Raw genomic sequence first — 21,867 nt, forward strand, 5'->3', positions numbered from 1 at the left:
CTGCGCGACCGGCCCCCACAGACCCGCACGGCAGCCGCGGGCTGAGCGAACCCGCCCCCTGCGCCGAGCACTCGTCCCGCAGAATGGGAGGCATGCCGATACCCAGCCGTGCCGCGCTCGTCGAACACCTCGTCCGCACCCGCATCGCGGGCGACGTGGCCACGCCACGCGACAACAACCTCAGCCACTACAGGAAGCTCGCGAACGGCGACCGCCACTACTGGCTGGGTCTTGAGCTCGGCGACCGCTGGACGGACGAGCAGGACGTCCTCGCGGTGATGGCCGAGCGCTGCGGCGTCATCGACGACCCGGAGCACCGGTACGGCCAGGACACGATCGACCCGGAGCTGACGGTCGACGCCCTGGAGCGGATGGCCGCACGCCTGCGGAAGGCGGCCGCCGGCAAGGAGAGGGTGCTTTTCGCCACGGGCCACCCCGGGGGGCTGCTCGACGTGCACCGCGCGACGGCCGCCGCACTGCGCGCCGCCGGATGCGAGATCGTCGTGATCCCCGAAGGCCTGACGGCGGACGAGGGGATGGTCTTCCAATTCGCGGACGTCGCGATGCTGGAACGCGGCGCGACGCTGTGGCACACGCACTCGCCGGAGCCGATGAACGCGATCCTGGACGGCCTGGAACGCGAGGGACGGCCGCAGCCCGACCTCGTCGTCGCCGACCACGGCTGGGCGGGCCGCGCGGGCCAGCGCGGCGTGGACGCCGTCGGCTACGCGGACTGCAACGACCCCGCGCTGTTCATCGGCGAGGCGGAGGGCACCGTCCAGGTGACCGTGCCGCTGGACGACCACGTGACGAGCCCGCGTCACTACGACCCGATGACGGCCTACCTGCTCGGCGCGGCGGGGCTCACGCCCGGCTCCTGAGCGGGACCGGGCGTCGGGTCCAGGTAGACCCTGCGGACGGCCGGGAAGCGTTCCTGGACGCGGAGCGCCATCCGGTCGCAGGCCCGCTCGATGTCCGCCGCGCTGGACATGTCCCGGAAGTCGACCTTCGCGGCGACCAGGGCCTCCTTGGGGCCCTGGAGGAGCGTGGTCAGCTCCAGTACGTCCACGACGTGCGGGTCGGCGAGGAGTTCGGCGCGGACCGCGGCCCGCATCTCCGGGGGCAGCGGGCGCCCGATGAGGAGCTCGGAGTTGGCGTGGCCGAGGACCCAGGCGACGTACACGAGGAGCACGCCGATGCAGAGCGAGGCGATGCCGTCCCACACGCCGGACCCGGTGAGCTGCCCGCCGAGGAGACCGGCCGCTGCGAGCAGCAGGCCGATCAGGGCGGCCGAGTCCTCCATCACGACGGCCTTGACCGCGGTGTCGGGGGTGTGGCGCAGGTAGCGCTTGATGTGGACCCCGAAGCGGTCGGCCTCGCCGCGCGCCTGCTTGAGGCCGGTGCGCAGCGAGTAGCCCTCCAGGAGGAAGGCGATGCCGAGCACGACGTACGAGATGAGGGGGTCGCCGGGGTCCTCGCCGTGGGTGAGCGTGTGGATGCCGTCGTAGACGGCGAAGACGCCGCCGCCGACGAACGTGGCGACGGAGGCGAGGAGCGCCCAGATGTAGCGGGCGCCTCCGTAGCCGAGCGGGTGCTCCTCGTCGGCGGGCTTGTCGCTCGCCTTCAGGGAGACCAGCAGCATCAGCTCGGTCACGGTGTCGGCGACGGAGTGCGCCGCTTCGGAGAGCATGGCGCTGGAGCCGCTGATGACGCCCGCGACGGCCTTGGCCAGCGCGATCCCGAGGTTGGCGACGGCGGCGACGATGACGGTGAAGGTGCTCTCGCCGCCACCCGCCTCGGAGGGTTGCTCACTCATGTATCGGACCGTAAGTCCGATCACCGGGGAACGCGAACGACGCCTTCCTGGATGACGGTCACCGCGAGCCGCCCGTCCTGCGTCCAGATCCGTGCCTGGCCGAGGCCGCGCCCGCCGGAGGACGACGGCGACTCCTGGTCGTAGAGGAGCCACTCGTCCGCGCGGAAGGGCCGGTGGAACCACATGGCGTGGTCGAGCGAGGCGCCGACGACGTCGCCGACGGCCCAGCCGCCCCTGCCGTGCGCGAGCAGCACCGAGTCGAGGAGCGTCATGTCGGAGACGTACGTGGCGAGGCAGACGTGCAGCAGGGAGTCGTCGGCCAGCTTGCCGTCGGCGCGGAACCAGACCTGGGAGCGCGGTTCGCGGGGCTGTCCGACGGTGCCCCACGGCGGTACGTCCGCGTAGCGCAGGTCGACGGCGGCGCGGGCCTCCACGAGCCGCTCGGCGACGCGTGCGGGCAGGTGGCGCGGCAGCATCTCGGCGGCGGTGGGCAGCGTCTCCGGGTCGGGCGCGTCCGGCATGCCGGTCTGGTGCTCCAGGCCCTCCTCGTACGTCTGGAAGGACGCGGAGAGATGGAAGACCGGGTGCCCGTGCTGGACGGCGACGACGCGGCGCGTGGTGAAGGAACGGCCGTCCCTGATCCGGTCGACCGTGTACACGATGGGCGCGCCGGGGTCCCCGGGACGCAGGAAGTACGCGTGCAGGGAGTGGGCGGGCCTGTCGTCGGGGACGGTGCGTCCTGCGGCGACCAGGGCCTGCGCGGCGACCTGGCCGCCGAAGACGCGGGGCACGATGGACGGGCGGCTCACGCCCCGGAAGATGTCCTCCTCGATCTGCTCCAGGTCGAGCAGATCGAGGAGGCCCTCAAGTGCCTGGTTCATGAACGCAGTTCTACAGGGCTGTCTTCGCGGGCCGGACTACAGACCCATGTTCTTCGCGATGATCATCTTCATGACCTCGCTGGTGCCGCCGTAGATGCGGTTGACGCGGTTGTCCGCGTACAGGCGGGCGATGGGGTACTCGTTCATGAAGCCGTAGCCGCCGTGCAGCTGGAGGCACCGGTCGATGACGCGGTGCGCGACCTCGGTGTTGAAGAGCTTCGCGGAGGCGGCCTCGGCGGCGGTCAGCTCGCCCGCGTCCAGGGCTTCGAGGGCGCGGTCGGCGACGGCCTCGGCGGCGTCCACCTCGGCCTGGCAGGCGGCCAGTTCGAACTTGGTGTTCTGGAAGGACGCGACCGTCTTGCCGAAGACCGTGCGGTCCTGGACGTACTCCTTGGCGAACCGGACGGCGGCCTTGGCCTGCGCGTACGCTCCGTAGGCGATGCCCCAGCGCTCGGATGGCAGGTTGCTCCCGAGGTAGTAGAAGCCCTTGTTCTCCTCGCCGAGGAGGTCCTCGACGGGCACCTTGACGTCGACGAAGGCGAGCTCGGCGGTGTCGGAGGTCTTCAGGCCGAGCTTGTCCAGCTTGCGGCCGATGGAGTAGCCCTCGGACTTGGTGTCGACGGCGAAGAGCGAGATGCCGTACCGGCGGTCCTCGGCGGTGGGCGCGGAGGTCCGGGCGCAGACGATCACGCGGTCGGCGTGGACGCCGCCGGTGATGAAGGTCTTCGAGCCGTTGAGGACGTAGTGGGTGCCGTCCTCGGAGAGCTTGGCCGTGCTCTTCATGCCCGCGAGGTCGGAGCCGGTGCCCGGCTCGGTCATCGCGAGGGCCCACATCTCCTCGGCGGAGACGAACTTCTCCAGGTAGCGCTTCTTCTGCTCGTCGGTGGCGAGCGCCTTGATGTAGGGCAGGGCGAGCAGCACGTGCACGCCGGAGCCGCCGAAGGTGACGCCCGCGCGGGCGGTCTCCTCGTACTGGATGGCCTCGAACTTGTGGGTGTCCAGGCCTGCGCCGCCGAACTCCTCGGGCACGTTGATGCCGAAGAGGCCCAGCTCGGCGAGCTTGTAGTAGAACTCGCGCGGCACCTGTCCCGCGGCGAACCACTCGTCGTGGACGGGAACGACCTCGGCCTCGATGAAGGCGCGCAGGGTCTCCCGGAACGCCTCGTGGTCCTCATTGAAAACGGTACGGCGCACGGAGAACTCCCTCTGCCTGCATCTGCCTACATCGACTAAGCGCTTGCTCAGAGGAAGGTTACCCGGCGGTCACCAGAGCGTCCAGAGATGCGTGTCACTCGGCGGCGGCCGCGAAGGCCCCCCGGGCCAGGCGGTGCAGGAGTTCCGCCATGGCCGCCCGGCTGGACAGCGCGTCCCGGCGGCTCAGGTGGGGCGTGGAGTTCAGCAGCCCGAAGACCGCGTGCACGGCCACGCGCGCGGCGTTCTCGGCGAGGTCGGGGTAGACCTTGCGGACGACGTCGACCCAGATCTCCACGTACTGGCGCTGGAGCTGGCGGACCAGCTTGCGGTCGCTGTCCCGCAGGCGGTCCAGCTCGCGGTCGTGCAGCGTGATCAGGGAGCGGTCGTCGAGCGCGAAGTCGATGTGCCCCTGGATGAGCGCGTCGAGAACCCGTTCGGGTGATCCGCCCACGTCGGCCACACAGTGCTTGCCGCCCGTGAGGAGCTGCCCGCTGATGCCGACGAGCAGCTCGGCGAGCATCGCGTCCTTGCCCGCGAAGTGCCGGTAGAGACCGGGCCCGCTGATGCCGACGGCGGCCCCTATCTCGTCGACTCCGACTCCGTGGAAGCCACGCTCGGCGAAGAGCCGGGCGGCCTCCTTGAGGATCTGCTCGCGCCGGGTGGGGGCGTCGGTTCTCGTGGCCATGGAATTGATTCTAGACAGGCCGGTTAGCGCTCGTTAACCTGAACGAAACGCGTTAACGGTCATTAACCGAGCAAGGGGGCTCGACTGATGCGGCAGGCACCAGTGCTGACGAGCGCGGCTGATCCCGCGTCCGAGGCATGGCGGGCGAACGAGGCGGCGCACACCGCCCTCGTCGACGAGCTGCGGGCCAAGCTCGCGGCGGCCGCGCTCGGCGGCGGAGAGCGGGCGCGGGCCCGCCATGTGGCGCGCGGCAAACTGCTGCCCCGCGACCGGGTGGACACCCTCCTCGACCCCGGCTCGCCCTTCCTGGAGCTGGCGCCGCTCGCGGCGGACGGGCTGTACGACGGGGGTGCCCCCGCGGCCGGCGTCATCGCCGGGATCGGCCGGGTCTCGGGCCGCGAGTGCGTGATCGTCGCCAATGACGCCACGGTCAAGGGCGGCACCTACTACCCCATGACGGTGAAGAAGCACCTGCGCGCCCAGGAGGTGGCCCTGGAGAACCGCCTGCCGTGTCTCTACCTGGTCGACTCGGGCGGCGCGTTCCTGCCGATGCAGGACGAGGTCTTCCCCGACCGCGAGCACTTCGGGCGGATCTTCTACAACCAGGCGCGGATGTCGGCCGCCGCCGTCCCGCAGATCGCCGCCGTCCTCGGCTCGTGCACCGCGGGCGGGGCGTACGTGCCCGCGATGAGCGACGAGGCGGTGATCGTGCGCGAGCAGGGCACGATCTTCCTCGGCGGCCCGCCCCTGGTGAAGGCCGCGACCGGCGAGGTCGTCACGGCCGAGGAGCTGGGCGGCGGCGACGTCCACTCGCGCACCTCCGGCGTCACCGACCACCTCGCCGAGGACGACGCGCACGCCCTGCGCATCGTCCGCACGATCGTCTCGACCCTCCCCGAACGCGCCCCGCTGCCGTGGCCGGTGCGGCCGGTGGAGGAGCCGAAGGTCGACCCGCTGGGGCTGTACGGCGCGGTGCCGACGGACTCCCGCACCCCGTACGACGTGCGGGAGGTCATCGCGCGCGTGGTCGACGGCTCGCGCTTCGCCGAGTTCAAGTCGGAGTACGGCACGACGCTGGTCACCGGCTTCGCCCACATCCACGGCCACCCCGTCGGGATCATCGCCAACAACGGCATCCTGTTCTCCGAGTCCGCCCAGAAGGGCGCCCACTTCATCGAGCTCTGCGACCAGCGCGGCATCCCCCTGGTCTTCCTGCAGAACATCTCCGGCTTCATGGTCGGGCGGGACTACGAGGCGGGCGGCATCGCCAAGCACGGCGCGAAGATGGTCACGGCCGTGGCCTCCACGCGCGTGCCGAAGCTGACGGTCGTCGTCGGCGGTTCGTACGGCGCGGGCAACTACTCGATGTGCGGCCGGGCCTACAGCCCCCGCTTCCTGTGGATGTGGCCCAACGCCAAGATCTCCGTGATGGGCGGCGAGCAGGCCGCCTCCGTCCTCGCCACGGTCAAGCGCGACCAGCTGGAGGCCCGCGGCGAGCAGTGGAGCGCCGAGGACGAGGAAACCTTCAAGGACCCGATCCGCGCGCAGTACGAGGAGCAGGGGAACGCGTACTACGCCACGGCCCGCCTCTGGGACGACGGCGTGATCGACCCCCTGGAGACCCGGCAGGTGCTGGGTCTGGCCCTGACCGCGTGCGCGGGCGCGCCGCTCCCCCGGCGGGACGACACGGCGCCCGGCTTCGGCGTCTTCCGGATGTGAGGAACGAATGACGATGTTCGACACGGTTCTGGTCGCCAACCGGGGCGAGATCGCGGTCCGCGTCATCCGCACGCTGCGGGAGATGGGCGTCCGTTCGGTCGCCGTCTTCAGCGACGCGGACGCGGACGCCCGGCACGTGCGCGAGGCCGACACGGCGGTGCGGATCGGGCCCGCGGCAGCCACCGAGAGCTACCTGCGCGTGGACCGCATCCTGGAGGCGGCGGCGAAGTCCGGCGCCCAAGCGGTCCACCCGGGGTACGGATTCCTGGCGGAGAACGCGGAGTTCGCGCAGGCCTGCGCCGACGCGGGCCTCACCTTCATCGGCCCGCCCGCCGAGGCCATCTCCCTCATGGGCGACAAGATCCGCGCCAAGGCGACCGTGCGGGCCGCCGGCGTGCCGGTCGTCCCCGGCTCCTCGGGCAGCGGCCTGACCGACGCCCAACTGGCCGAAGCCGCACGCGAGATCGGCACCCCCGTGCTCCTGAAGCCGAGCGCGGGCGGCGGCGGCAAGGGCATGCGCCTGGTCCGCGACGAGGCGCTCATCGCCGACGAGATCGCCGCCGCCCGCCGTGAGGCCCGCGCCTCCTTCGGCGACGACACGCTCCTCGTGGAGCGGTGGGTCGACCGCCCCCGGCACATCGAGATCCAGGTCCTCGCGGACGGCCACGGCAACGTGGTGCACCTCGGCGAGCGCGAGTGCTCCCTCCAGCGCCGCCACCAGAAGATCATCGAAGAGGCGCCCAGCGTCCTCCTCGACGAGGCCACGCGCGCGGCGATGGGCGAGGCCGCGGTCCAGGCGGCCCGCTCCTGCGGGTACGCGGGCGCGGGCACCGTCGAGTTCATCGTCCCCGGCGGCGACCCCTCGTCGTACTACTTCATGGAGATGAACACCCGCCTCCAGGTGGAGCACCCCGTCACGGAGCTCATCACCGGACTCGACCTCGTCGAGTGGCAGCTGCGCGTGGCGGCGGGCGAGCCGCTGCCGTTCGCCCAGGACGACATCACCCTCACCGGGCACGCGGTGGAGGCCCGCATCTGCGCGGAGGACCCCTCGCGCGGGTTCCTGCCCTCCGGCGGCACCGTCCTGGCGCTGCACGAGCCGCAGGGCGACGGCGTGCGCACCGACTCCGGCCTGAGCGAGGGCACGGAGGTCGGCAGTCTCTACGACCCGATGCTGTCGAAGGTCATCGCGTACGGCCCCGACCGCGCCACCGCCCTGCGCAAGCTGCGCGCCGCCCTCGCCGACACGGTCACCCTCGGCGTGCCGACGAACGCGGGCTTCCTGCGCCGCCTCCTCGCCCATCCGGCGGTCGTCGCGGGCGACCTGGACACGGGTCTGGTGGAGCGCGAGGCGGAGGGACTCGTCCCGGACGGCGTGCCCGACGAGGTGTACGAAGCGGCGGCCGCAGTCCGCGAGGACGCCCTGAAGCCGGTGGGCGACGGCTGGACCGACCCGTTCTCCGTGCCGAGCGGCTGGCGGCTCGGCGGCACCCCGGCGTCCGTCACCCACTGGCTCAGGGCCGCGGGACTTGAGCCCGTCACTCACCGCCTCCGCTCCACCGACCACACCGTCACCGCCGACCGCGTCCGCGTCACCGTCGACGGCACCCTGCACACCTTCCGCCGCGCGGGCGACTGGCTGGGCCGGGACGGCGACGCCTGGCACGTCCAGGACCACGACCCCGTCGCCGCCTCCCTCACCGGCGCCGCGCACGCCGGGGCCGACGCGCTCACCGCCCCCATGCCCGGCACCGTCACCGTCGTGAAGGTCTCCCCCGGCGACACGGTGGCCGCGGGCCAGAGCCTGCTCGTCGTCGAGGCGATGAAGATGGAACACGTCATCTCCGCCCCGCACGCCGGCACCGTCACCGAACTCGACGTCACCCCGGGCACGACCGTCGCCATGGACCAGGTCCTCGCCGTCGTCGCCCCCGATGAGGAGCAGGCATGACCAGCACCGACGAGCCCCTGGAGCTGGCGTCCGCACCGCTCCCCATGGTCGTGCCGACCCGCGGCCTGCCCACCCGCGTCCGCATCCACGAAGTGGGCGCACGCGACGGCCTGCAGAACGAGAAGACGGTCGTCCCCACGGAGCTCAAGGCGGAGTTCATCCACCGCCTCGCCGACGCGGGCCTCACCACCGTCGAGGCGACCAGCTTCGTGCACCCCAAATGGGTGCCCCAACTGGCCGACGCCGAGGACCTCTTCCCGCTCCTCGGCGACCTCCAGGGCGTCCACCTGCCGGTCCTCGTGCCGAACGAACGCGGCCTCGACCGCGCCCTCGCCCTCGGCGCACACCGCGTCGGCGTCTTCGCCAGCGCCACCGAGTCGTTCGCCCGCGCCAACCTCAACCGCACGGTCGACGAGGCCCTCGCGATGTTCGCGCCGGTGGTCGCCCGCGCGCGGGAGCAGGGCGTGCACGTGCGCGGCTATCTGTCGATGTGCTTCGGCGACCCCTGGGAGGGCGCCGTGCCGATCTCCAGGGTCGTCCGCGTCTGCCGCGCCCTGCTCGACATGGGCTGTGACGAGCTGAGCCTCGGCGACACGATCGGCGTGGCCACCCCGGGCCACGTCTCGGCGATGCTCGCCGCTCTCAACGCGGTGCAGGTGCCGACCGAGCGCATCGGCGTCCACTTCCACGACACGTACGGCCAGGCGCTCACCAACACCCTCGCCGCGCTGCAGCACGGCGTGACGACGGTGGACGCGTCCGCCGGCGGCCTCGGGGGCTGCCCGTACGCGAAGAGCGCCACCGGCAACCTCGCCACCGAAGACCTCGTGTGGATGCTCCACGGCCTCGGCATCGACACCGGGGTCGACCTCGTCCGTCTCAGCGCCACCAGCGCCTGGATGGCCGACCAGTTGGGCCGACCCAGCCCGTCCCGCACCGTCCGTGCCCTCACGGCCCGCTCCCACGAAGAGCCGGCCGCCTCCCCACAGGAGCAGTGAACAACGATGGACCACCGTCTGAGCCCCGAGCACGAGGAACTGCGCCGCACGGTCGAGGCGTTCGCGCACGACGTCGTCGCCCCCAAGATCGGCGACTTCTACGAGCGTCACGAGTTCCCGTACGAGATCGTCCGCGAGATGGGCCGCATGGGCCTGTTCGGCCTGCCCTTCCCGGAGGAGTACGGCGGGATGGGCGGTGACTACTTCGCGCTGGGCATCGCCCTGGAGGAACTCGCCCGGGTCGACTCGTCCGTGGCGATCACCCTGGAGGCGGGCGTCTCCCTCGGCGCCATGCCGCTGCACCTCTTCGGCACGGAGGAGCAGAAGAGGGAGTGGCTGCCGCGGCTGTGCGCGGGCGAGGTGCTCGGCGCGTTCGGCCTGACCGAGCCGGACGGCGGCTCCGACGCGGGCGGGACGCGCACGACGGCGGTGCGCGACGGCGACGAGTGGGTGATCAACGGCTCGAAGTGCTTCATCACCAACTCCGGCACGGACATCACGGGCCTGGTCACGGTCACCGCCGTCACCGGCCGCAAGGACGACGGGCGCCCGCTGATCTCCTCGATCATCGTGCCGTCGGGCACGCCCGGGTTCACGGTCGCCGCGCCCTACTCGAAGGTGGGGTGGAACGCCTCGGACACCCGCGAGCTGTCCTTCTCGGACGTCCGCGTCCCCGCGGCGAACCTGCTCGGCGAGGAGGGCCGGGGATACGCGCAGTTCCTGCGGATCCTCGACGAGGGCCGGATCGCGATCTCCGCACTGGCCACCGGTCTCGCCCAGGGGTGTGTCGACGAGTCGGTGAAGTACGCGCGCGAGCGGCACGCCTTCGGCAGGCCGATCGGCGCGAATCAGGCCATCCAGTTCAAGATCGCCGACATGGAGACGCGGGCGCACATGGCGCGTGTCGGGTGGTACGACGCGGCGTCGCGGCTGGTCGCGGGCGAGCCGTTCAAGAAGCAGGCGGCGATCGCCAAGCTCTACTCGTCGACGGTCGCCGTGGACAACGCGCGCGAGGCCACGCAGATCCACGGGGGGTACGGCTTCATGAACGAGTACCCCGTGGCGCGCATGTGGCGGGACTCGAAGATCCTGGAGATCGGCGAGGGCACGAGCGAGGTGCAGCGCATGCTGATCGCCCGTGAGCTGGGCTTCGCGAGCTGATCGGCGCCGTACCGCGAGGGGTCGCGGGCCCCGGAAGGTGGCTTAGGTTAGCCTAAGCTACCCATTCCGGCCAGCGGCCCCGCCGCCGTACGTCACGAAAGCTGAGACCCACATGCGCCAGGTCCGCCTCCCCCAGCCGTCCCGCCGAGGCATCCTCGCCGCCGGCGGCGCCCTCGGCCTCACGGCCGCCCTCGCGGCCTGCGGCACCGAGAAGAAGGACGGGTCGGGCAAGACCGAGGGCGGCGGCGAGACCGGCCCCTGGAGCTTCAAGGACGACCGCGGCCAGACCGCGAAGCGTGACGCGGCGCCGAAGAACATCGTGGCGTTCACGGGTGTCGCCGCGGCCCTGTTCGACTACGGCATCGAGGTCAAGGGCGTCTTCGGTCCGACGACGACCAAGGACGGCAAGGCCGACGTCCAGGCCGGCGACATGGACGTCAGCAAGCTGACGGTCATCGGCAACGCGTGGGGCCAGTTCAACATCGAGAAGTACGCGGGCCTCGCCCCGGACGTGCTGATCTCCACGATGTTCGACGACAAGGGCACCCTCTGGTACGTCCCCGAGGAGAGCAAGGACAAGATCCTCAAGCTCGCCCCGAGCGTCGGCATCAGCGTCTACGACCGTCAGCTCACCCACCCGCTGCAGCGCATCCAGGCGCTCGCCGAGTCGCTCGGCGCGGACGTGAAGGCCGACAAGGTCGTCAAGGCGAAGAAGCGCTTCGAGGACGCGTCCGAGCGGCTGCGCAAGGTCGCCAAGGCACACAAGGACATCAAGGTCCTCGTCGGCTCCGCGAGCCAGGACCTGTTCTACGTCTCCGGCTCCAACCTCTCCGTCGACCTGGAGTACTTCAAGGCGCTCGGCGTGAACCTCGTCGAGCCCTCGGAGCAGGCCAAGAAGGAGTCCGGCGGCTGGTTCGAGAACCTGAGCTGGGAGAACGTCGACAAGTACCGGGCGGACATCATCATGATGGACAACCGCACCTCGGCGATCCAGCCGGCCGACATCTCCAAGCCGACCTGGAAGAAGCTGCCCGCGGTCAAGGCCGGACAGGTCATCCCGCGCATCGCCGAGCCGATCTTCTCGTACGACAAGTGCGCGCCGATCCTGGAGGACCTGGCGGACGCGATCGAGAAGGCGAAGAAGCTCAAGTAACGCGCCGTGCGGACCGCCCCCTTCACTCCCGGAGGGGGCGGTTTCGTTTGTCGCGTCGCTTTCCGGGGCCGCCCCAAGCAGGATTGAAATTAGGTTAGGCTTACCTAAGTTAACCCCTCACCCGGAGGACAGCTCATGCGCGCGCACCCACTCCACGGCACCGACGAACTCGACGAGCTGTACCTGCGGGACGCCGTGCGCGCCGGCCGCCCCCGTCACCTCGGCACCTGGGACCAGCCGCCCGGCGCCCCGCTCGTCGAGCGCCGCCTCATCGACTGGACCGCCGAGCGCATCGGCCTCGGCCCCGCCGCCGCGGGCGCGTTCACCGACGGAGGCACCGACGCCGAACTCCAGGCGCTGCTGCTCGCCCGCGAGGAGGCCGGGGACCGGGACCCGGCCACCCTGCGGATCTTCGTCTCCGAGGCCGCGCAGGCCGGCGTCCGGCACACGGCACGGCTGCTCGGCCTCGGCGAGGAAACCGTCGTGACCGTCCCCACCGACCGCGACAAACGGCTGCAGACCGTGGCCCTCGCCCGCGCCCTGGAGCGCTGCGCACGCGACGACCTCTCCCCCATGGCTGTCGTCGCGTCCGCGGGCACCGCCGACTTCGGCTCCATCGACCCGCTGCCGGAGATCGCCCGACTCTGCGCGCAGTACGGTACCTGGCTGCACGTGGACGCCTCGTACGGCTGCGGGCTGCTCGCCTCACGCCGCAACCGGCACCTCATCGACGGCATCGAGCGCGCCGACTCGGTCGCCGTGGACTTCGGCAAGGCCTTCTGCGAACCGGTGGGTTCGTCCGCCGTCCTCGTACGGGGCCGGGAGCTGCCGGAGCCGCGGGCGGGCCGCCGCTTCGACGCGCTGAAGCCGTGGATGGCGCTGCGCGTGCGGGGCGCGCACGGCATCGGCGACCGCTTCGACGAGGCCTGCGCCCTGGCCACCCGCGGCTGGGAACTGCTCGTCGCCGACCCGCGCTTCGACGTCGTGGCCGAACCCCGGCTCGCCACACTCGTCTTCCGCCACATCCCGGCGACGATCTGTTCGCCCGCCGCCATCGACCGCGCCAACCTGTACGCCCGCAAGGCGCTCCATGCCTCGGGCGACGCGGTCGTGGCGACCACCAGGGCGGGTGGCCGCCAGTACCTCCGGTTCACCCTGCTCGACCCCGATACGACCACCGCCGACATCGAAGCCGTCCTCGACCTGATCGCCGGCCACGCCGAGCAGTACCTGGGAGAGCACCTTGAGCGCGCTTGCTGACCTCCGCCTGCCCACCGACCGCCTGGACCGCCTCGACCGCCGGAGCGCCGACTTCACGCTCCGGACCCTCGACCCCCTCACCGACTCCGAGCTGGTGCACACCTGGGTGACGCACCCGCGCGCGGAGCACTGGATGACGCGGGACGCCACCCTGACGGACGTCGAGCGCGCCTACATGGCGATCGCGGCCTCCGGCCACCGCGAGGCCTACCTCGGGCTGTGCGAGGGCGTGCCGTCCTTCCTCGTGGAGTGGTACGACTTGCGGGAACTGTCGGCGGGCCAGGGCACCTGCGGCGAGGCGTAGTAGCCGATGCCCAGCGCGTCCCAGCGCGGGGCCTGCGCGGCGAGCCGCACCTTGTACGTGTCCCAGTCGTGCGTGGCGGCCGGCGACCAGCCGAGCTCTGCGATGCCCGGCAGCCGCGGGAACGCCATGTAGTCCAGGTGGGCGGGGGTCGACAGGGTCTCCGTCCACAGCGGCGCCTCGACACCGATGACCGCGTCCTCGGGCACGCCTTCGAGGTAGGTGGCCGGGTCCCAGTCGTAGGAGCGCCGGACCTCGACGTAGCCCGCCCACGAGAGGCCGAGCGGGGTGTCCTTGGTGTACTTGTGGTCGATGTAGGCGCGGTCGGCCGGTGAGAGCAGCAGCTTCGTGCCGTTCTTCGCGGCGTTGACGACCTGCTCGCGCTCGGCGGCGCCGGTCCTGTCGTAGCCCCAGTACTGCGCGACGGCGCCCTCGGCCGGACGGGCGCCGGCCAGCTGGTGCCAGCCCATCACCGTCTTGCCGTACTTGGCGACGATCGGCTGCACCTTGTCCATGAAGGCGACGAAGTCCTCGTGGCTGGTGGAGTGCGCCTCGTCGCCGCCGATGTGGAGGTACTTGCCCGGCGTCATCGCGGCGAGCTCACGGATCACGTCGTCCACGAAGTCGTACGTGACGTCCTTCTTGACGCACAGCGAGCTGAAGCCGACCTCGGTGCCGGTGTAGAGCGGCGGGGCGACGCCGTTGCAGTTGAGTTCGGCGTACGAGGCGAGCGCGGCGTTGGTGTGGCCCGGCATGTCTATCTCGGGGACGACTTCCAGGTACCGCGACGCGGCGTAGTCGATGATCTCCTTGTACTGCGCCTTCGTGTAGTAGCCGCCCTTGCCGCCGCCGACCTGCGTGGAGCCGCCGTACGCCGCGAGGCGCGGCCAGGAGTCGATGGCGATGCGCCAGCCCTGGTCGTCGCTGAGATGCAGGTGCAGCTTGTTCATCTTGTAGAGGGCGGCCTGGTCGATGTAGCGCTTGACCTGGTCGACGGTGAAGAAGTGCCGGGACACGTCGAGCATCGTGGAGCGGTAGCCGTAGCGCGGCATGTCCTTGACGGTGCCGCCCGCGATCCGCCAGGGGCCGCGCTGCTTGGTCCTCTTCTCCACGGCGGCGGGCAGGTGCTGACGCACGGTCTGTACGCCGTGGAAGAGTCCCGCGCCACTCCAGGAGGTGATGGTGAGGGAGCCGCGCGCGGAGATGACGCGGTACCCCTCGTTGCCGAGCACCTTGTTCGCGGGTTCGGCGCTGATGCGCAGCCGGATGCCGTCGGAACCCTTGTCGCTGGTGACGGGGAGCCGGTAGCCGGTGGAGGGGCGGAGCAGCTCGGCGAGGTATTCGGCGACGCGGCGCTCCTCGGCGTTGCCCTTGCCTACGCGGATACGGGTCTTGGCGGTGATCTCGTATCCGGGGCCGCCCGGCTCGGCGGCCAGGGGCGCGGGCACGATCTGTCCGAGCGGTGTGGTGGCGGGGGCTCGCGCCTCTCCCGGTGCGGGTGCTGCGGCGAAGGAGGAGATTCCGGCGGCCGCGACGAGAAGCAGCGAGCCGAGGATGCGTGTCGTTCTTCCGTGCGATCTCACAAGCGGGTCCCTTCGACGGGCCGGCGTCAACTGTGGTGCATCGCCATCGAACGGTTCCCATTGGTAACCCGGCCCCCACAAGGGGTCAAGGGGTGTAGACCAGGTGTCCAAGGGCTCGGTGCGAGAATCCACGTATGGCGGAAATCATCCAGCGCGACGGGACCTGGACCTTCGACGGGGAGACCCTGCGCCTCGTGCCGGGCCACGACAAGAACGTGTCCCTGCTGCGCAAGACCCTCGGTGAACTGACGGTCCCGCTGGCCGCGTTGGCGGGCATCGCCTTCGAACACGGGAAGAAGTCGGGCCGGTTGCGGCTGCGGCTGCGCGACGGCTCCGATCCGCTGCTCCAGGCGACGGGCGGGAAGCTGCCGGACGCCTCGGACCCGTATCGCCTGACGGTCGAGCCCGACCGGTACGGGGTGGCGGAGTACCTGGTCGACGAGGTGCGCAACGCCCATCTGATCGAACAGGTGCCGACAGCGCCCTGCGACGCGTACCTCCTGACGGGTCCTTCCGTGCCGCTGTCCGTCTCCGCGGGGGACGGCACGGCGAGCTTCGACGGGGAGACGGTCCGCCTGGAGTGGAACTGGAAGACGGAGGAGGCGAAGACGGCGGCCGGCACCCGGTCGCTGGCCCTCGCGGACATCACGGCCGTGGAGTGGCACCCCGCGGTCGGCCTGGAGAACGGCCACCTGCGGTTCACCGTGCGGAACGCGCCGACCAAGGCCCCGCCGAAGTACGACCCGAACGCCGTCGAACTGTGGGGCTTCAAGAAGGACCCGCTGATGGCGCTGGTGGCGGCCGCCGTCCAGGCCCGCCTGCCGCACCCCGCGGCCCCCGCCGGGCCCGCCGGGCCGAAGGCGTTCGCAGACCCGGCCCCCGACGGCGCGCGGGCCGGAGCGGCGAGCCCTGCCGCCGACGACCACGACGCGCTCCTGCGCCGCCTGCGGGAGCTGGGCGAGCTGCACCAGGCCGGGATCCTCACGGACGAGGAGTTCACGACGGCCAAGCAGGCGGTCCTGCGCCGCATGTGAGCGCGACACGTGAGCCGCACATGACCCGCACATGAGCGCCGATCGCGCCATGGAATGGCCCGTTCGACACGCCCCTGCCCGATTCCGGGCAGGATTCTTGCGAATGGGTGTCCGATACCCCAGGATCAACGCATGCACGACGACCTGGTGGATCACCTCACCCGCAGCACCCCGCTCCAGCGGGGCGAAGCGCTGCGGGTCGTCCAGGACGTGCTCGCCTACTTCGACGAGACGACAGAACAGTTCGTCCGTCGCCGCCACCGCGAGCTGCAGGGTCAGGGCCTGCTGAACGCGGCGATCTTCCAACAGGTCTCGGCGGAACTCGAATACCGCGCGGTCGCGCCGCCCGAGCTCACCCTCAGGCAGCTGCGCCGCATCGTCTACGGCTAGGACACCCTTTATGTGCGGAATCGTCGGATACATCGGCAAGCGTGACGTCGCCCCGCTCCTCCTCGAAGGTCTGCAGCGCCTGGAGTACCGCGGCTACGACTCCGCGGGCATCGCCGTCACCAGCCCCAAGGCCGGCGGCCTGAAGATGGTCAAGGCCAAGGGCCGCGTGCGCGACCTGGAGGCCAAGGTCCCGGCCCGCTTCAAGGGCACGACCGGCATCGCCCACACCCGCTGGGCCACCCACGGCGCACCCTCCGACGAGAACGCCCACCCGCACCTCTCCGCGGACAACAAGGTCGCCGTCGTCCACAACGGCATCATCGACAACGCCTCGGAGATCCGCGCCAAGCTCACCGCCGACGGTGTCGAGTTCCTCTCCGAGACCGACACCGAGGTCCTCACGCACCTCATCGCCCGCTCCCAGGCCGACAAGCTGGAGGAGAAGGTCCGCGAGGCGCTGCGCCACATCGAGGGCACGTACGGCATCGCGGTGCTGCACGCCGACTTCAACGACCGCATCGTCGTCGCCCGCAACGGCTCGCCCGTCGTCCTCGGCATCGGCGAGAAGGAGATGTTCGTCGCCTCGGACGTCGCCGCGCTCGTCTCGCACACCCGCCAGGTCGTCACCCTCGACGACGGCGAGATGGCCACCATCAAGGCCGACGACTACCGCACGTACACCACCGAGGGCTCGCGCACGACCGCCTCGCCGACCACCGTGGAGTGGGAGGCCGAGTCGTACGACATGGGCGGCCACGACACGTACATGCACAAGGAGATCTTCGAGCAGCCCGACGCGGTCGACCGCGTCCTGCGCGGCCGCATCGACGACCGCTTCTCCACCGTGCACCTCGGCGGCCTGAACCTCGACGCGCACGACGCCCGCAAGGTGCGCCGCGTCAAGATCCTCGGCTGCGGCACCTCGTACCACGCGGGCATGATCGGCGCCCAGATGATCGAGGAGCTGGCCCGCATCCCCGCCGACGCGGAGCCCGCGTCCGAGTTCCGCTACCGCAACGCGGTCGTGGACCCCGACACCCTCTACATCGCGGTCTCCCAGTCCGGCGAGACGTACGACGTGCTCGCCGCCGTGCAGGAGCTGAAGCGCAAGGGCGCCCGCGTCCTCGGCGTCGTGAACGTCGTCGGCTCGGCTATCGCCCGTGAGGCGGACGCGGGCGTGTACGTCCACGCGGGTCCGGAGGTCTGCGTCGTCTCGACCAAGTGCTTCACCAACACCACGGTCGCCTTCGGCCTCCTCGCCCTGCACCTGGGCCGCATCCGTGACCTGTCGGTCTCCGACGGCAAGCGGATCATCGAGGGCCTGCGCAAGCTGCCCGGCCAGATCTCGGAGATCCTCAAGCAGGAGGACGAGATCAAGAAGATCGCCAAGCAGTACGCGGACGCCCGCTCGATGCTCTTCATCGGGCGCGTGCGGGGCTACCCCGTCGCCCGCGAGGCCTCGCTGAAGCTCAAGGAGGTCTCGTACATCCACGCCGAGGCCTACCCCGCGTCCGAGCTGAAGCACGGCCCGCTCGCCCTCATCGAGCCCGCGCTCCCCACGGTCGCGATCGTGCCGGACGACGACCTCCTGGAGAAGAACCGCGCCGCCCTGGAGGAGATCAAGGCCCGCAGCGGCAAGATCCTCGCGGTCGCGCACCAGGAGCAGGAGAAGGCCGACCAGACCATCCTGGTCCCGAAGAACGAGAACGAGCTGGACCCGATCCTGATGGGCATCCCGCTCCAGCTGCTCGCCTACCACACGGCCCTTGCGCTCGGCCGGGACATCGACAAGCCGCGCAACCTCGCGAAGTCCGTGACGGTGGAGTAACCACGGACCCGTCTCATGTGAACGACCCCCTGTGCGTGCCACCAGCACACAGGGGGTCGTTCCTCAAGGGGCCGGGGTCGCCCATTACCCCGACCCGCGCTCGCCTCGCCCGGTGGCCGTCACCCGCCGGCCCGAGACGCCGTTGTGACCCTTATGTACCCTTCCCCGGGGCGCGAACCACCTCTACGCGCGAGTAGATTTATCTGTCCACAAAAGCACTTCACAAGGCGAGTTGAGCCCCACGCGCATCAACCCCCGGGGCGCGGGCGGGCGTTACGGAATGACGACGACGGGGCGCTGCGCACGGCGCGCGAGACGGCCCGCGACGGAGCCGAAGATGCGCCCCACGATGCCGTGCGTGGAGCCGACGACGATCGCGTCCGCGCTGTACTCGCGGCCGACCTCCTCCAGCTCGTGGCAGATGTCGCCACCGCGCTCGACGAGGATCCACGGCACCTCGGACAGGTACTCCGCGCAGGCCAGTTCCAGTCCGAGCACTTCCGTGCGGTGGTCGGGCACGTCGACGAAGACCGGGGGCTCGCAGCCCGCCCACACCGTGGTGGGCAGCCGGTTGGCGACGTGGACGATGATCAGGCCCGAGCCGGAGCGGTGGGCCATCCCGATCGCATAGGCGAGGGCCCGCTCACTGGAGGTCGAGCCGTCGAAGCCGACGACGACACCGTGCAGGAAGGCGGGATCGCATGAATGACGCGGTTCTTCCGCCGCTCGGGGGGTCGCCGTCGGATCGGCGACCTGCCGTTTGCGGTCCGCAGGTTCGGAGAATTCGTGACCGGCCATGGGTGTCTCGGCGAAGGAGTCCTCTGTGGGAGGGTCGGCTTTTTCAGGTGATGCAACGTTCAGGACCTGGAAGGTCGTCCGGGAATCATCTTCCCAACCCCATACCCCCAAGGGTACGGCGACACTCCTCCTCTGCCCAGAGCCTGCGGAGGGCCCGCTCGGAGCCCGTCCCGGGCCCCACAGGGGCCTCCCGGCGTTCACCGGAGCATGCATGAGCCGCGCCCGTATGGCAATGGTTGCTGCCTCCTACAGGCGGTTTGCCCACCCGTCCGGCGCCACCAGGAGGCTCCCGCAGTGACTCGCCGACGCGCCCCGCGTTGGACAGCGCTGGACCGTCCTACGCCATATGCCACAGGGAGCACGCCGTGCCTGGACCTTCGACCGCGTCCCCACCCTCCACCCGCCTCCCTTCTTCACCCGAGTCTTCACCCGAGCAAGGGACACCGGACCGCGACCCCCTCGCGGTGCCCGCGCCGCGCACCCACGAGGCACCGGCCGCACCCCCGCAGGACGCGGTGAGCGACGTGGTCCGCTGGGCCGCGTTCAGCTGCGTCCTGGTCCCCGTCGTCCTTGTCGGGTACGGGGGCTCGCTGGCCGGCGCGGCCGGCGCGGCCCTCGGACTCGTGGCCGTCACCGGGGTGTGCCGGGTGCTCCTGCGGCAGTCGGAGCGGGGCGCCGCGCGACTGCTTGCAGAACAGAACAGAGGACACCGCGGGAGGCACCACAGGACGGGCGTGGGGGCGCACAGGGGCCCCCGTCAGAGTGCCGATGGTGCACCGTTGGACTGACCAATTCACACACACGATCCCGTAGGTTTTCAGCCAACTTCCGGGGGCCGTCGATTTCTTGGCCGAACGCCCCCTCAACCCCCTTCCGACCAGGGCTGAAAGCCGCGCTCAGGCCGTCCGCACCCTACGGGGACCGGCCATGGAGCGGAGGCGCACTTCCCAGCAAGCCGCGCGAGTGCAACGCTTCGTGATCGAATGCTTCACGCCAAGTTGCCATGTCGACAATCTGCCGAGTGATGAACTGGTCACCCCGGCAGCACGGGACGCAGTAGATTCGATCTTGACTGTATTACGGCGGGGGACTGGTGGAGGACCGAGGGGAAACGTGCAGGAGCGACAAGCGAGGCAAGCGCGTCAAGCACGTCAAAAACGTCAAGCACGCCAGGAACAAGGAGCCGCGAAGCCCGAGGGGGGTTTAGCACCATGAGCCACGACTCCACAGCCGCGCCGGAGGCCGCGGCTCGGAAACTCTCGGGGCGGCGCCGCCGGGAGATCGTAGCGGTGCTGCTGTTCAGCGGCGGACCCATTTTCGAGAGTTCCATACCGCTCTCCGTCTTCGGCATCGACCGGCAGGACGCGGGTGTCCCCCGCTACCGGCTGCTGGTCTGCGCCGGCGAGGAGGGCCCGCTGCGGACCACCGGCGGACTGGAACTCACCGCGCCACAGGGCCTGGAGGCGATCGGCCGGGCGGGCACGGTCGTCGTGCCCGCCTGGCGGTCGATCACATCGCCACCGCCACCCGAGGCGCTCGACGCACTGCGTCGCGCGCACGAGGAGGGCGCCCGCATCGTCGGGCTCTGCACGGGGGCGTTCGTGCTCGCCGCGGCCGGACTGCTCGACGGACGCCCGGCGACCACCCACTGGATGTACGCGCCGACGCTCGCCAAGCGTTATCCGTCCGTCCACGTGGACCCGCGTGAGCTCTTCGTCGACGACGGGGACGTCCTGACGAGTGCCGGCACCGCGGCCGGAATCGATCTCTGTCTGCACATCGTGCGCACGGACCACGGCAACGAGGCGGCGGGCGCGCTCGCCCGCAGGCTCGTGGTGCCACCGCGCAGGGCCGGCGGCCAGGAGCGCTATCTCGACAGGTCTTTACCCGAGGAGATCGGCGCCGACCCGCTCGCCGAGGTCGTCGCCTGGGCGCTGGAGCACCTCCACGAACAGTTCGACGTGGAGACGCTGGCCGCACGCGCGTACATGAGCAGGCGGACCTTCGACCGCAGGTTCCGCTCGCTCACGGGCAGCGCGCCGCTGCAGTGGCTGATCACCCAGCGGGTGCTCCAGGCGCAACGGCTCCTTGAGACGTCCGACTACTCCGTCGACGAGGTCGCGGGCCGCTGCGGCTTCCGCTCGCCGGTGGCGCTGCGCGGACACTTCCGACGCCAGCTGGGCTCGTCCCCCGCCGCATACCGGGCCGCCTACCGCGCCCGCAGGCCGCAGGGCGAGCGGGCACTGGAGTCCGTGCCCGCGGGCGCGCAGGCCGTGCCCAGCCTGGTGGAGGCGGGACCTGTGCCGTCCCAGTCACGGCGTACGGCCGCCGCGAGCGCGCTCGGCCCCTCGACCTCGGTGCCGACCGATCCCGGCAAGCCGCACTCGGACGTGTACGCGCCAGGACGTGCTCCTCTGCCCGGCCAGAGGAGCGCGCCGTAGGGTAAGACGCATGAACGATCGCATGGTGTGGATCGACTGCGAGATGACCGGGCTCTCGTTGACGGACGACGCACTTATCGAGGTGGCCGCACTGGTCACCGACTCGGAACTGAACGTGCTCGGCGAAGGTGTGGACATCGTGATCCGCCCGCCGGACGCGGCGCTGGAGACCATGCCCGAGGTGGTGCGCACCATGCACACCGCCTCGGGGCTCCTCGACGAACTGGCCGGCGGCACCACGCTGGCCGACGCCGAGGAGCAGGTCCTGGCGTACGTACGTGAGCACGTCAAGGAGCCGCGGAAGGCACCGCTGTGCGGAAACTCCGTCGGCACCGACCGCGGCTTCCTCGCGCGGGACATGCGGACGCTGGAGGAGTACCTCCACTACCGCATCGTCGACGTCTCCTCCGTCAAGGAGCTGGCCCGGCGCTGGTACCCCCGGGCGTACTTCAACAGCCCGGACAAGAACGGCAACCACCGCGCGCTCGCGGACATCCGTGAGTCCATCGCGGAGCTCCGTTACTACCGCGAGGCGATCTTCGTCCCGCAGCCGGGCCCGGACTCGGAGACGGCGCGGACGATCGCGGCCAAGCACGTCCTGCCTGCGGAATAGCCCGTCGGGCAGCCCTGTGTACGGGGTCGGGAAAACGTGTGCGCGAGCACCCCTCCAGACC

The 21,867-nt window shown here is 70.8% G+C and carries 18 protein-coding genes and 1 pseudogene; 13 read left to right on the forward strand and 6 right to left on the reverse strand.

Annotated elements, in window-relative coordinates; translation table 11 throughout:
• Positions 1-83: 83 nt before the first annotated feature.
• A complete protein-coding gene (locus DEJ47_RS13625) occupies positions 84-881 on the forward strand; it encodes a phosphatase (RefSeq protein ID WP_150168163.1) in 798 nt (265 codons plus the stop codon).
• Here DEJ47_RS13625 and DEJ47_RS13630 read toward each other — a convergent pair.
• The 4 genes from DEJ47_RS13630 to DEJ47_RS13645 form a co-directional block, all read right to left on the reverse strand.
• Complete coding sequence (locus DEJ47_RS13630) at positions 842-1,816, reverse strand: cation diffusion facilitator family transporter (RefSeq protein WP_150168165.1); 975 nt, start codon at positions 1,814-1,816, stop codon at positions 842-844. The genes DEJ47_RS13625 and DEJ47_RS13630 overlap by 40 nt on opposite strands.
• A 20-nt stretch (positions 1,817-1,836) precedes the next feature.
• The gene (locus DEJ47_RS13635; RefSeq protein ID WP_150168167.1) at positions 1,837-2,697 is read right to left on the reverse strand and encodes an acyl-CoA thioesterase; all 861 of its coding nucleotides are present in this window, start codon (positions 2,695-2,697) and stop codon (positions 1,837-1,839) included.
• Between the two features lie 36 nt (positions 2,698-2,733).
• On the reverse strand, positions 2,734-3,891 hold the full coding sequence (locus DEJ47_RS13640) for an acyl-CoA dehydrogenase family protein (RefSeq protein ID WP_150168169.1): 1,158 nt from the start codon (positions 3,889-3,891) through the stop codon (positions 2,734-2,736).
• A 94-nt stretch (positions 3,892-3,985) separates the two neighbouring features.
• Positions 3,986-4,576, reverse strand: a complete 591-nt coding sequence (locus DEJ47_RS13645; protein WP_150168170.1) for a TetR/AcrR family transcriptional regulator — start codon at positions 4,574-4,576, stop codon at positions 3,986-3,988.
• An 87-nt stretch (positions 4,577-4,663) separates the two neighbouring features.
• On the opposite strand from DEJ47_RS13645, the gene DEJ47_RS13650 reads away from it, so the two are divergent.
• The 7 genes and pseudogenes from DEJ47_RS13650 (at position 4,664) to DEJ47_RS13680 (ending at position 13,122) form a co-directional block, all read left to right on the forward strand.
• On the forward strand, positions 4,664-6,295 hold the full coding sequence (locus DEJ47_RS13650; protein ID WP_150168172.1) for a carboxyl transferase domain-containing protein: 1,632 nt from the start codon (positions 4,664-4,666) through the stop codon (positions 6,293-6,295).
• Positions 6,296-6,308: 13 nt separating this feature from the next.
• Positions 6,309-8,246, forward strand: coding sequence for an acetyl/propionyl/methylcrotonyl-CoA carboxylase subunit alpha (locus DEJ47_RS13655; protein ID WP_150175613.1), 1,938 nt, complete (start codon positions 6,309-6,311; stop codon positions 8,244-8,246).
• On the forward strand, positions 8,243-9,244 hold the full coding sequence (locus tag DEJ47_RS13660) for a hydroxymethylglutaryl-CoA lyase (protein ID WP_150168174.1): 1,002 nt from the start codon (positions 8,243-8,245) through the stop codon (positions 9,242-9,244). The genes DEJ47_RS13655 and DEJ47_RS13660 overlap by 4 nt, the downstream gene beginning before the upstream one ends.
• 6 nt (positions 9,245-9,250) lie before the next feature.
• Entirely contained in the window at positions 9,251-10,405 is a 1,155-nt protein-coding gene (locus DEJ47_RS13665; RefSeq protein ID WP_150168176.1) for an acyl-CoA dehydrogenase family protein, read from the forward strand.
• A gap of 112 nt (positions 10,406-10,517) precedes the next feature.
• On the forward strand, positions 10,518-11,558 hold the full coding sequence (locus DEJ47_RS13670; RefSeq protein ID WP_150168178.1) for an ABC transporter substrate-binding protein: 1,041 nt from the start codon (positions 10,518-10,520) through the stop codon (positions 11,556-11,558).
• A 162-nt stretch (positions 11,559-11,720) separates the two neighbouring features.
• Positions 11,721-12,818 (forward strand): annotated as a pseudogene (locus DEJ47_RS13675) (pyridoxal phosphate-dependent decarboxylase family protein); the annotation flags it as partial.
• Entirely contained in the window at positions 12,802-13,122 is a 321-nt protein-coding gene (locus DEJ47_RS13680; protein ID WP_317850807.1) for a GNAT family N-acetyltransferase, read from the forward strand. The pseudogene DEJ47_RS13675 and the gene DEJ47_RS13680, both read left to right, overlap by 17 nt.
• Here the strand turns inward: DEJ47_RS13680 and DEJ47_RS13685 are convergent.
• Complete coding sequence (locus tag DEJ47_RS13685; protein WP_150168182.1) at positions 13,026-14,702, reverse strand: beta-N-acetylhexosaminidase; 1,677 nt, start codon at positions 14,700-14,702, stop codon at positions 13,026-13,028. The genes DEJ47_RS13680 and DEJ47_RS13685 overlap by 97 nt on opposite strands.
• Before the next feature lie 134 nt (positions 14,703-14,836).
• Here DEJ47_RS13685 and DEJ47_RS13690 point away from each other — a divergent pair, with 134 nt between their 5' ends.
• The 3 genes from DEJ47_RS13690 (at position 14,837) to glmS (ending at position 17,954) form a co-directional block, all read left to right on the forward strand.
• Entirely contained in the window at positions 14,837-15,736 is a 900-nt protein-coding gene (locus tag DEJ47_RS13690; RefSeq protein ID WP_150168186.1) for a DUF4429 domain-containing protein, read from the forward strand.
• A 132-nt stretch (positions 15,737-15,868) separates the two neighbouring features.
• Entirely contained in the window at positions 15,869-16,126 is a 258-nt protein-coding gene (locus DEJ47_RS13695) for a hypothetical protein (protein ID WP_150168188.1), read from the forward strand.
• Positions 16,127-16,136: 10 nt separating this feature from the next.
• A complete protein-coding gene (glmS, locus tag DEJ47_RS13700) occupies positions 16,137-17,954 on the forward strand; it encodes a glutamine--fructose-6-phosphate transaminase (isomerizing) (protein WP_150168190.1) in 1,818 nt (605 codons plus the stop codon).
• A 273-nt stretch (positions 17,955-18,227) separates the two neighbouring features.
• Here glmS and DEJ47_RS13705 read toward each other — a convergent pair whose 3' ends face one another.
• Positions 18,228-18,752 carry a universal stress protein gene (locus DEJ47_RS13705; RefSeq protein ID WP_150168192.1) on the reverse strand — a complete coding sequence of 175 codons (525 nt, stop codon included), beginning with the start codon at positions 18,750-18,752 and terminating at the stop codon, positions 18,228-18,230.
• Positions 18,753-19,963: 1,211 nt separating this feature from the next.
• Here DEJ47_RS13705 and DEJ47_RS13715 point away from each other — a divergent pair.
• A complete protein-coding gene (locus DEJ47_RS13715) occupies positions 19,964-21,193 on the forward strand; it encodes a helix-turn-helix domain-containing protein (protein WP_150168194.1) in 1,230 nt (409 codons plus the stop codon).
• A gap of 10 nt (positions 21,194-21,203) precedes the next feature.
• Positions 21,204-21,806 carry an oligoribonuclease gene (gene orn / locus DEJ47_RS13720; RefSeq protein WP_150168196.1) on the forward strand — a complete coding sequence of 201 codons (603 nt, stop codon included), beginning with the start codon at positions 21,204-21,206 and terminating at the stop codon, positions 21,804-21,806.
• Positions 21,807-21,867: the final 61 nt, after the last annotated feature.

The sequence above is a fragment of the Streptomyces venezuelae genome, from assembly GCF_008642355.1.
Lineage (GTDB): Bacteria > Actinomycetota > Actinomycetes > Streptomycetales > Streptomycetaceae > Streptomyces > Streptomyces venezuelae_B.

Coding starts and splice junctions, on each gene's coding strand:
- DEJ47_RS13660 (WP_150168174.1), top strand. CDS start 8,243: ATGACCAGCACCGACGAGCCCCTGGAGCTGGCGTCCGCACCGCTCCCC.
- DEJ47_RS13690 (WP_150168186.1), top strand. CDS start 14,837: ATGGCGGAAATCATCCAGCGCGACGGGACCTGGACCTTCGACGGGGAG.
- DEJ47_RS13715 (WP_150168194.1), top strand. CDS start 19,964: ATGAGCCACGACTCCACAGCCGCGCCGGAGGCCGCGGCTCGGAAACTC.
- DEJ47_RS13630 (WP_150168165.1), bottom strand. CDS start 1,816: ATGAGTGAGCAACCCTCCGAGGCGGGTGGCGGCGAGAGCACCTTCACC.
- orn (WP_150168196.1), top strand. CDS start 21,204: ATGAACGATCGCATGGTGTGGATCGACTGCGAGATGACCGGGCTCTCG.
- DEJ47_RS13665 (WP_150168176.1), top strand. CDS start 9,251: ATGGACCACCGTCTGAGCCCCGAGCACGAGGAACTGCGCCGCACGGTC.
- DEJ47_RS13650 (WP_150168172.1), top strand. CDS start 4,664: ATGCGGCAGGCACCAGTGCTGACGAGCGCGGCTGATCCCGCGTCCGAG.
- DEJ47_RS13645 (WP_150168170.1), bottom strand. CDS start 4,576: ATGGCCACGAGAACCGACGCCCCCACCCGGCGCGAGCAGATCCTCAAG.
- DEJ47_RS13670 (WP_150168178.1), top strand. CDS start 10,518: ATGCGCCAGGTCCGCCTCCCCCAGCCGTCCCGCCGAGGCATCCTCGCC.
- DEJ47_RS13635 (WP_150168167.1), bottom strand. CDS start 2,697: ATGAACCAGGCACTTGAGGGCCTCCTCGATCTGCTCGACCTGGAGCAG.
- DEJ47_RS13705 (WP_150168192.1), bottom strand. CDS start 18,752: ATGGCCGGTCACGAATTCTCCGAACCTGCGGACCGCAAACGGCAGGTC.
- DEJ47_RS13625 (WP_150168163.1), top strand. CDS start 84: ATGGGAGGCATGCCGATACCCAGCCGTGCCGCGCTCGTCGAACACCTC.
- DEJ47_RS13695 (WP_150168188.1), top strand. CDS start 15,869: ATGCACGACGACCTGGTGGATCACCTCACCCGCAGCACCCCGCTCCAG.
- glmS (WP_150168190.1), top strand. CDS start 16,137: ATGTGCGGAATCGTCGGATACATCGGCAAGCGTGACGTCGCCCCGCTC.
- DEJ47_RS13655 (WP_150175613.1), top strand. CDS start 6,309: ATGTTCGACACGGTTCTGGTCGCCAACCGGGGCGAGATCGCGGTCCGC.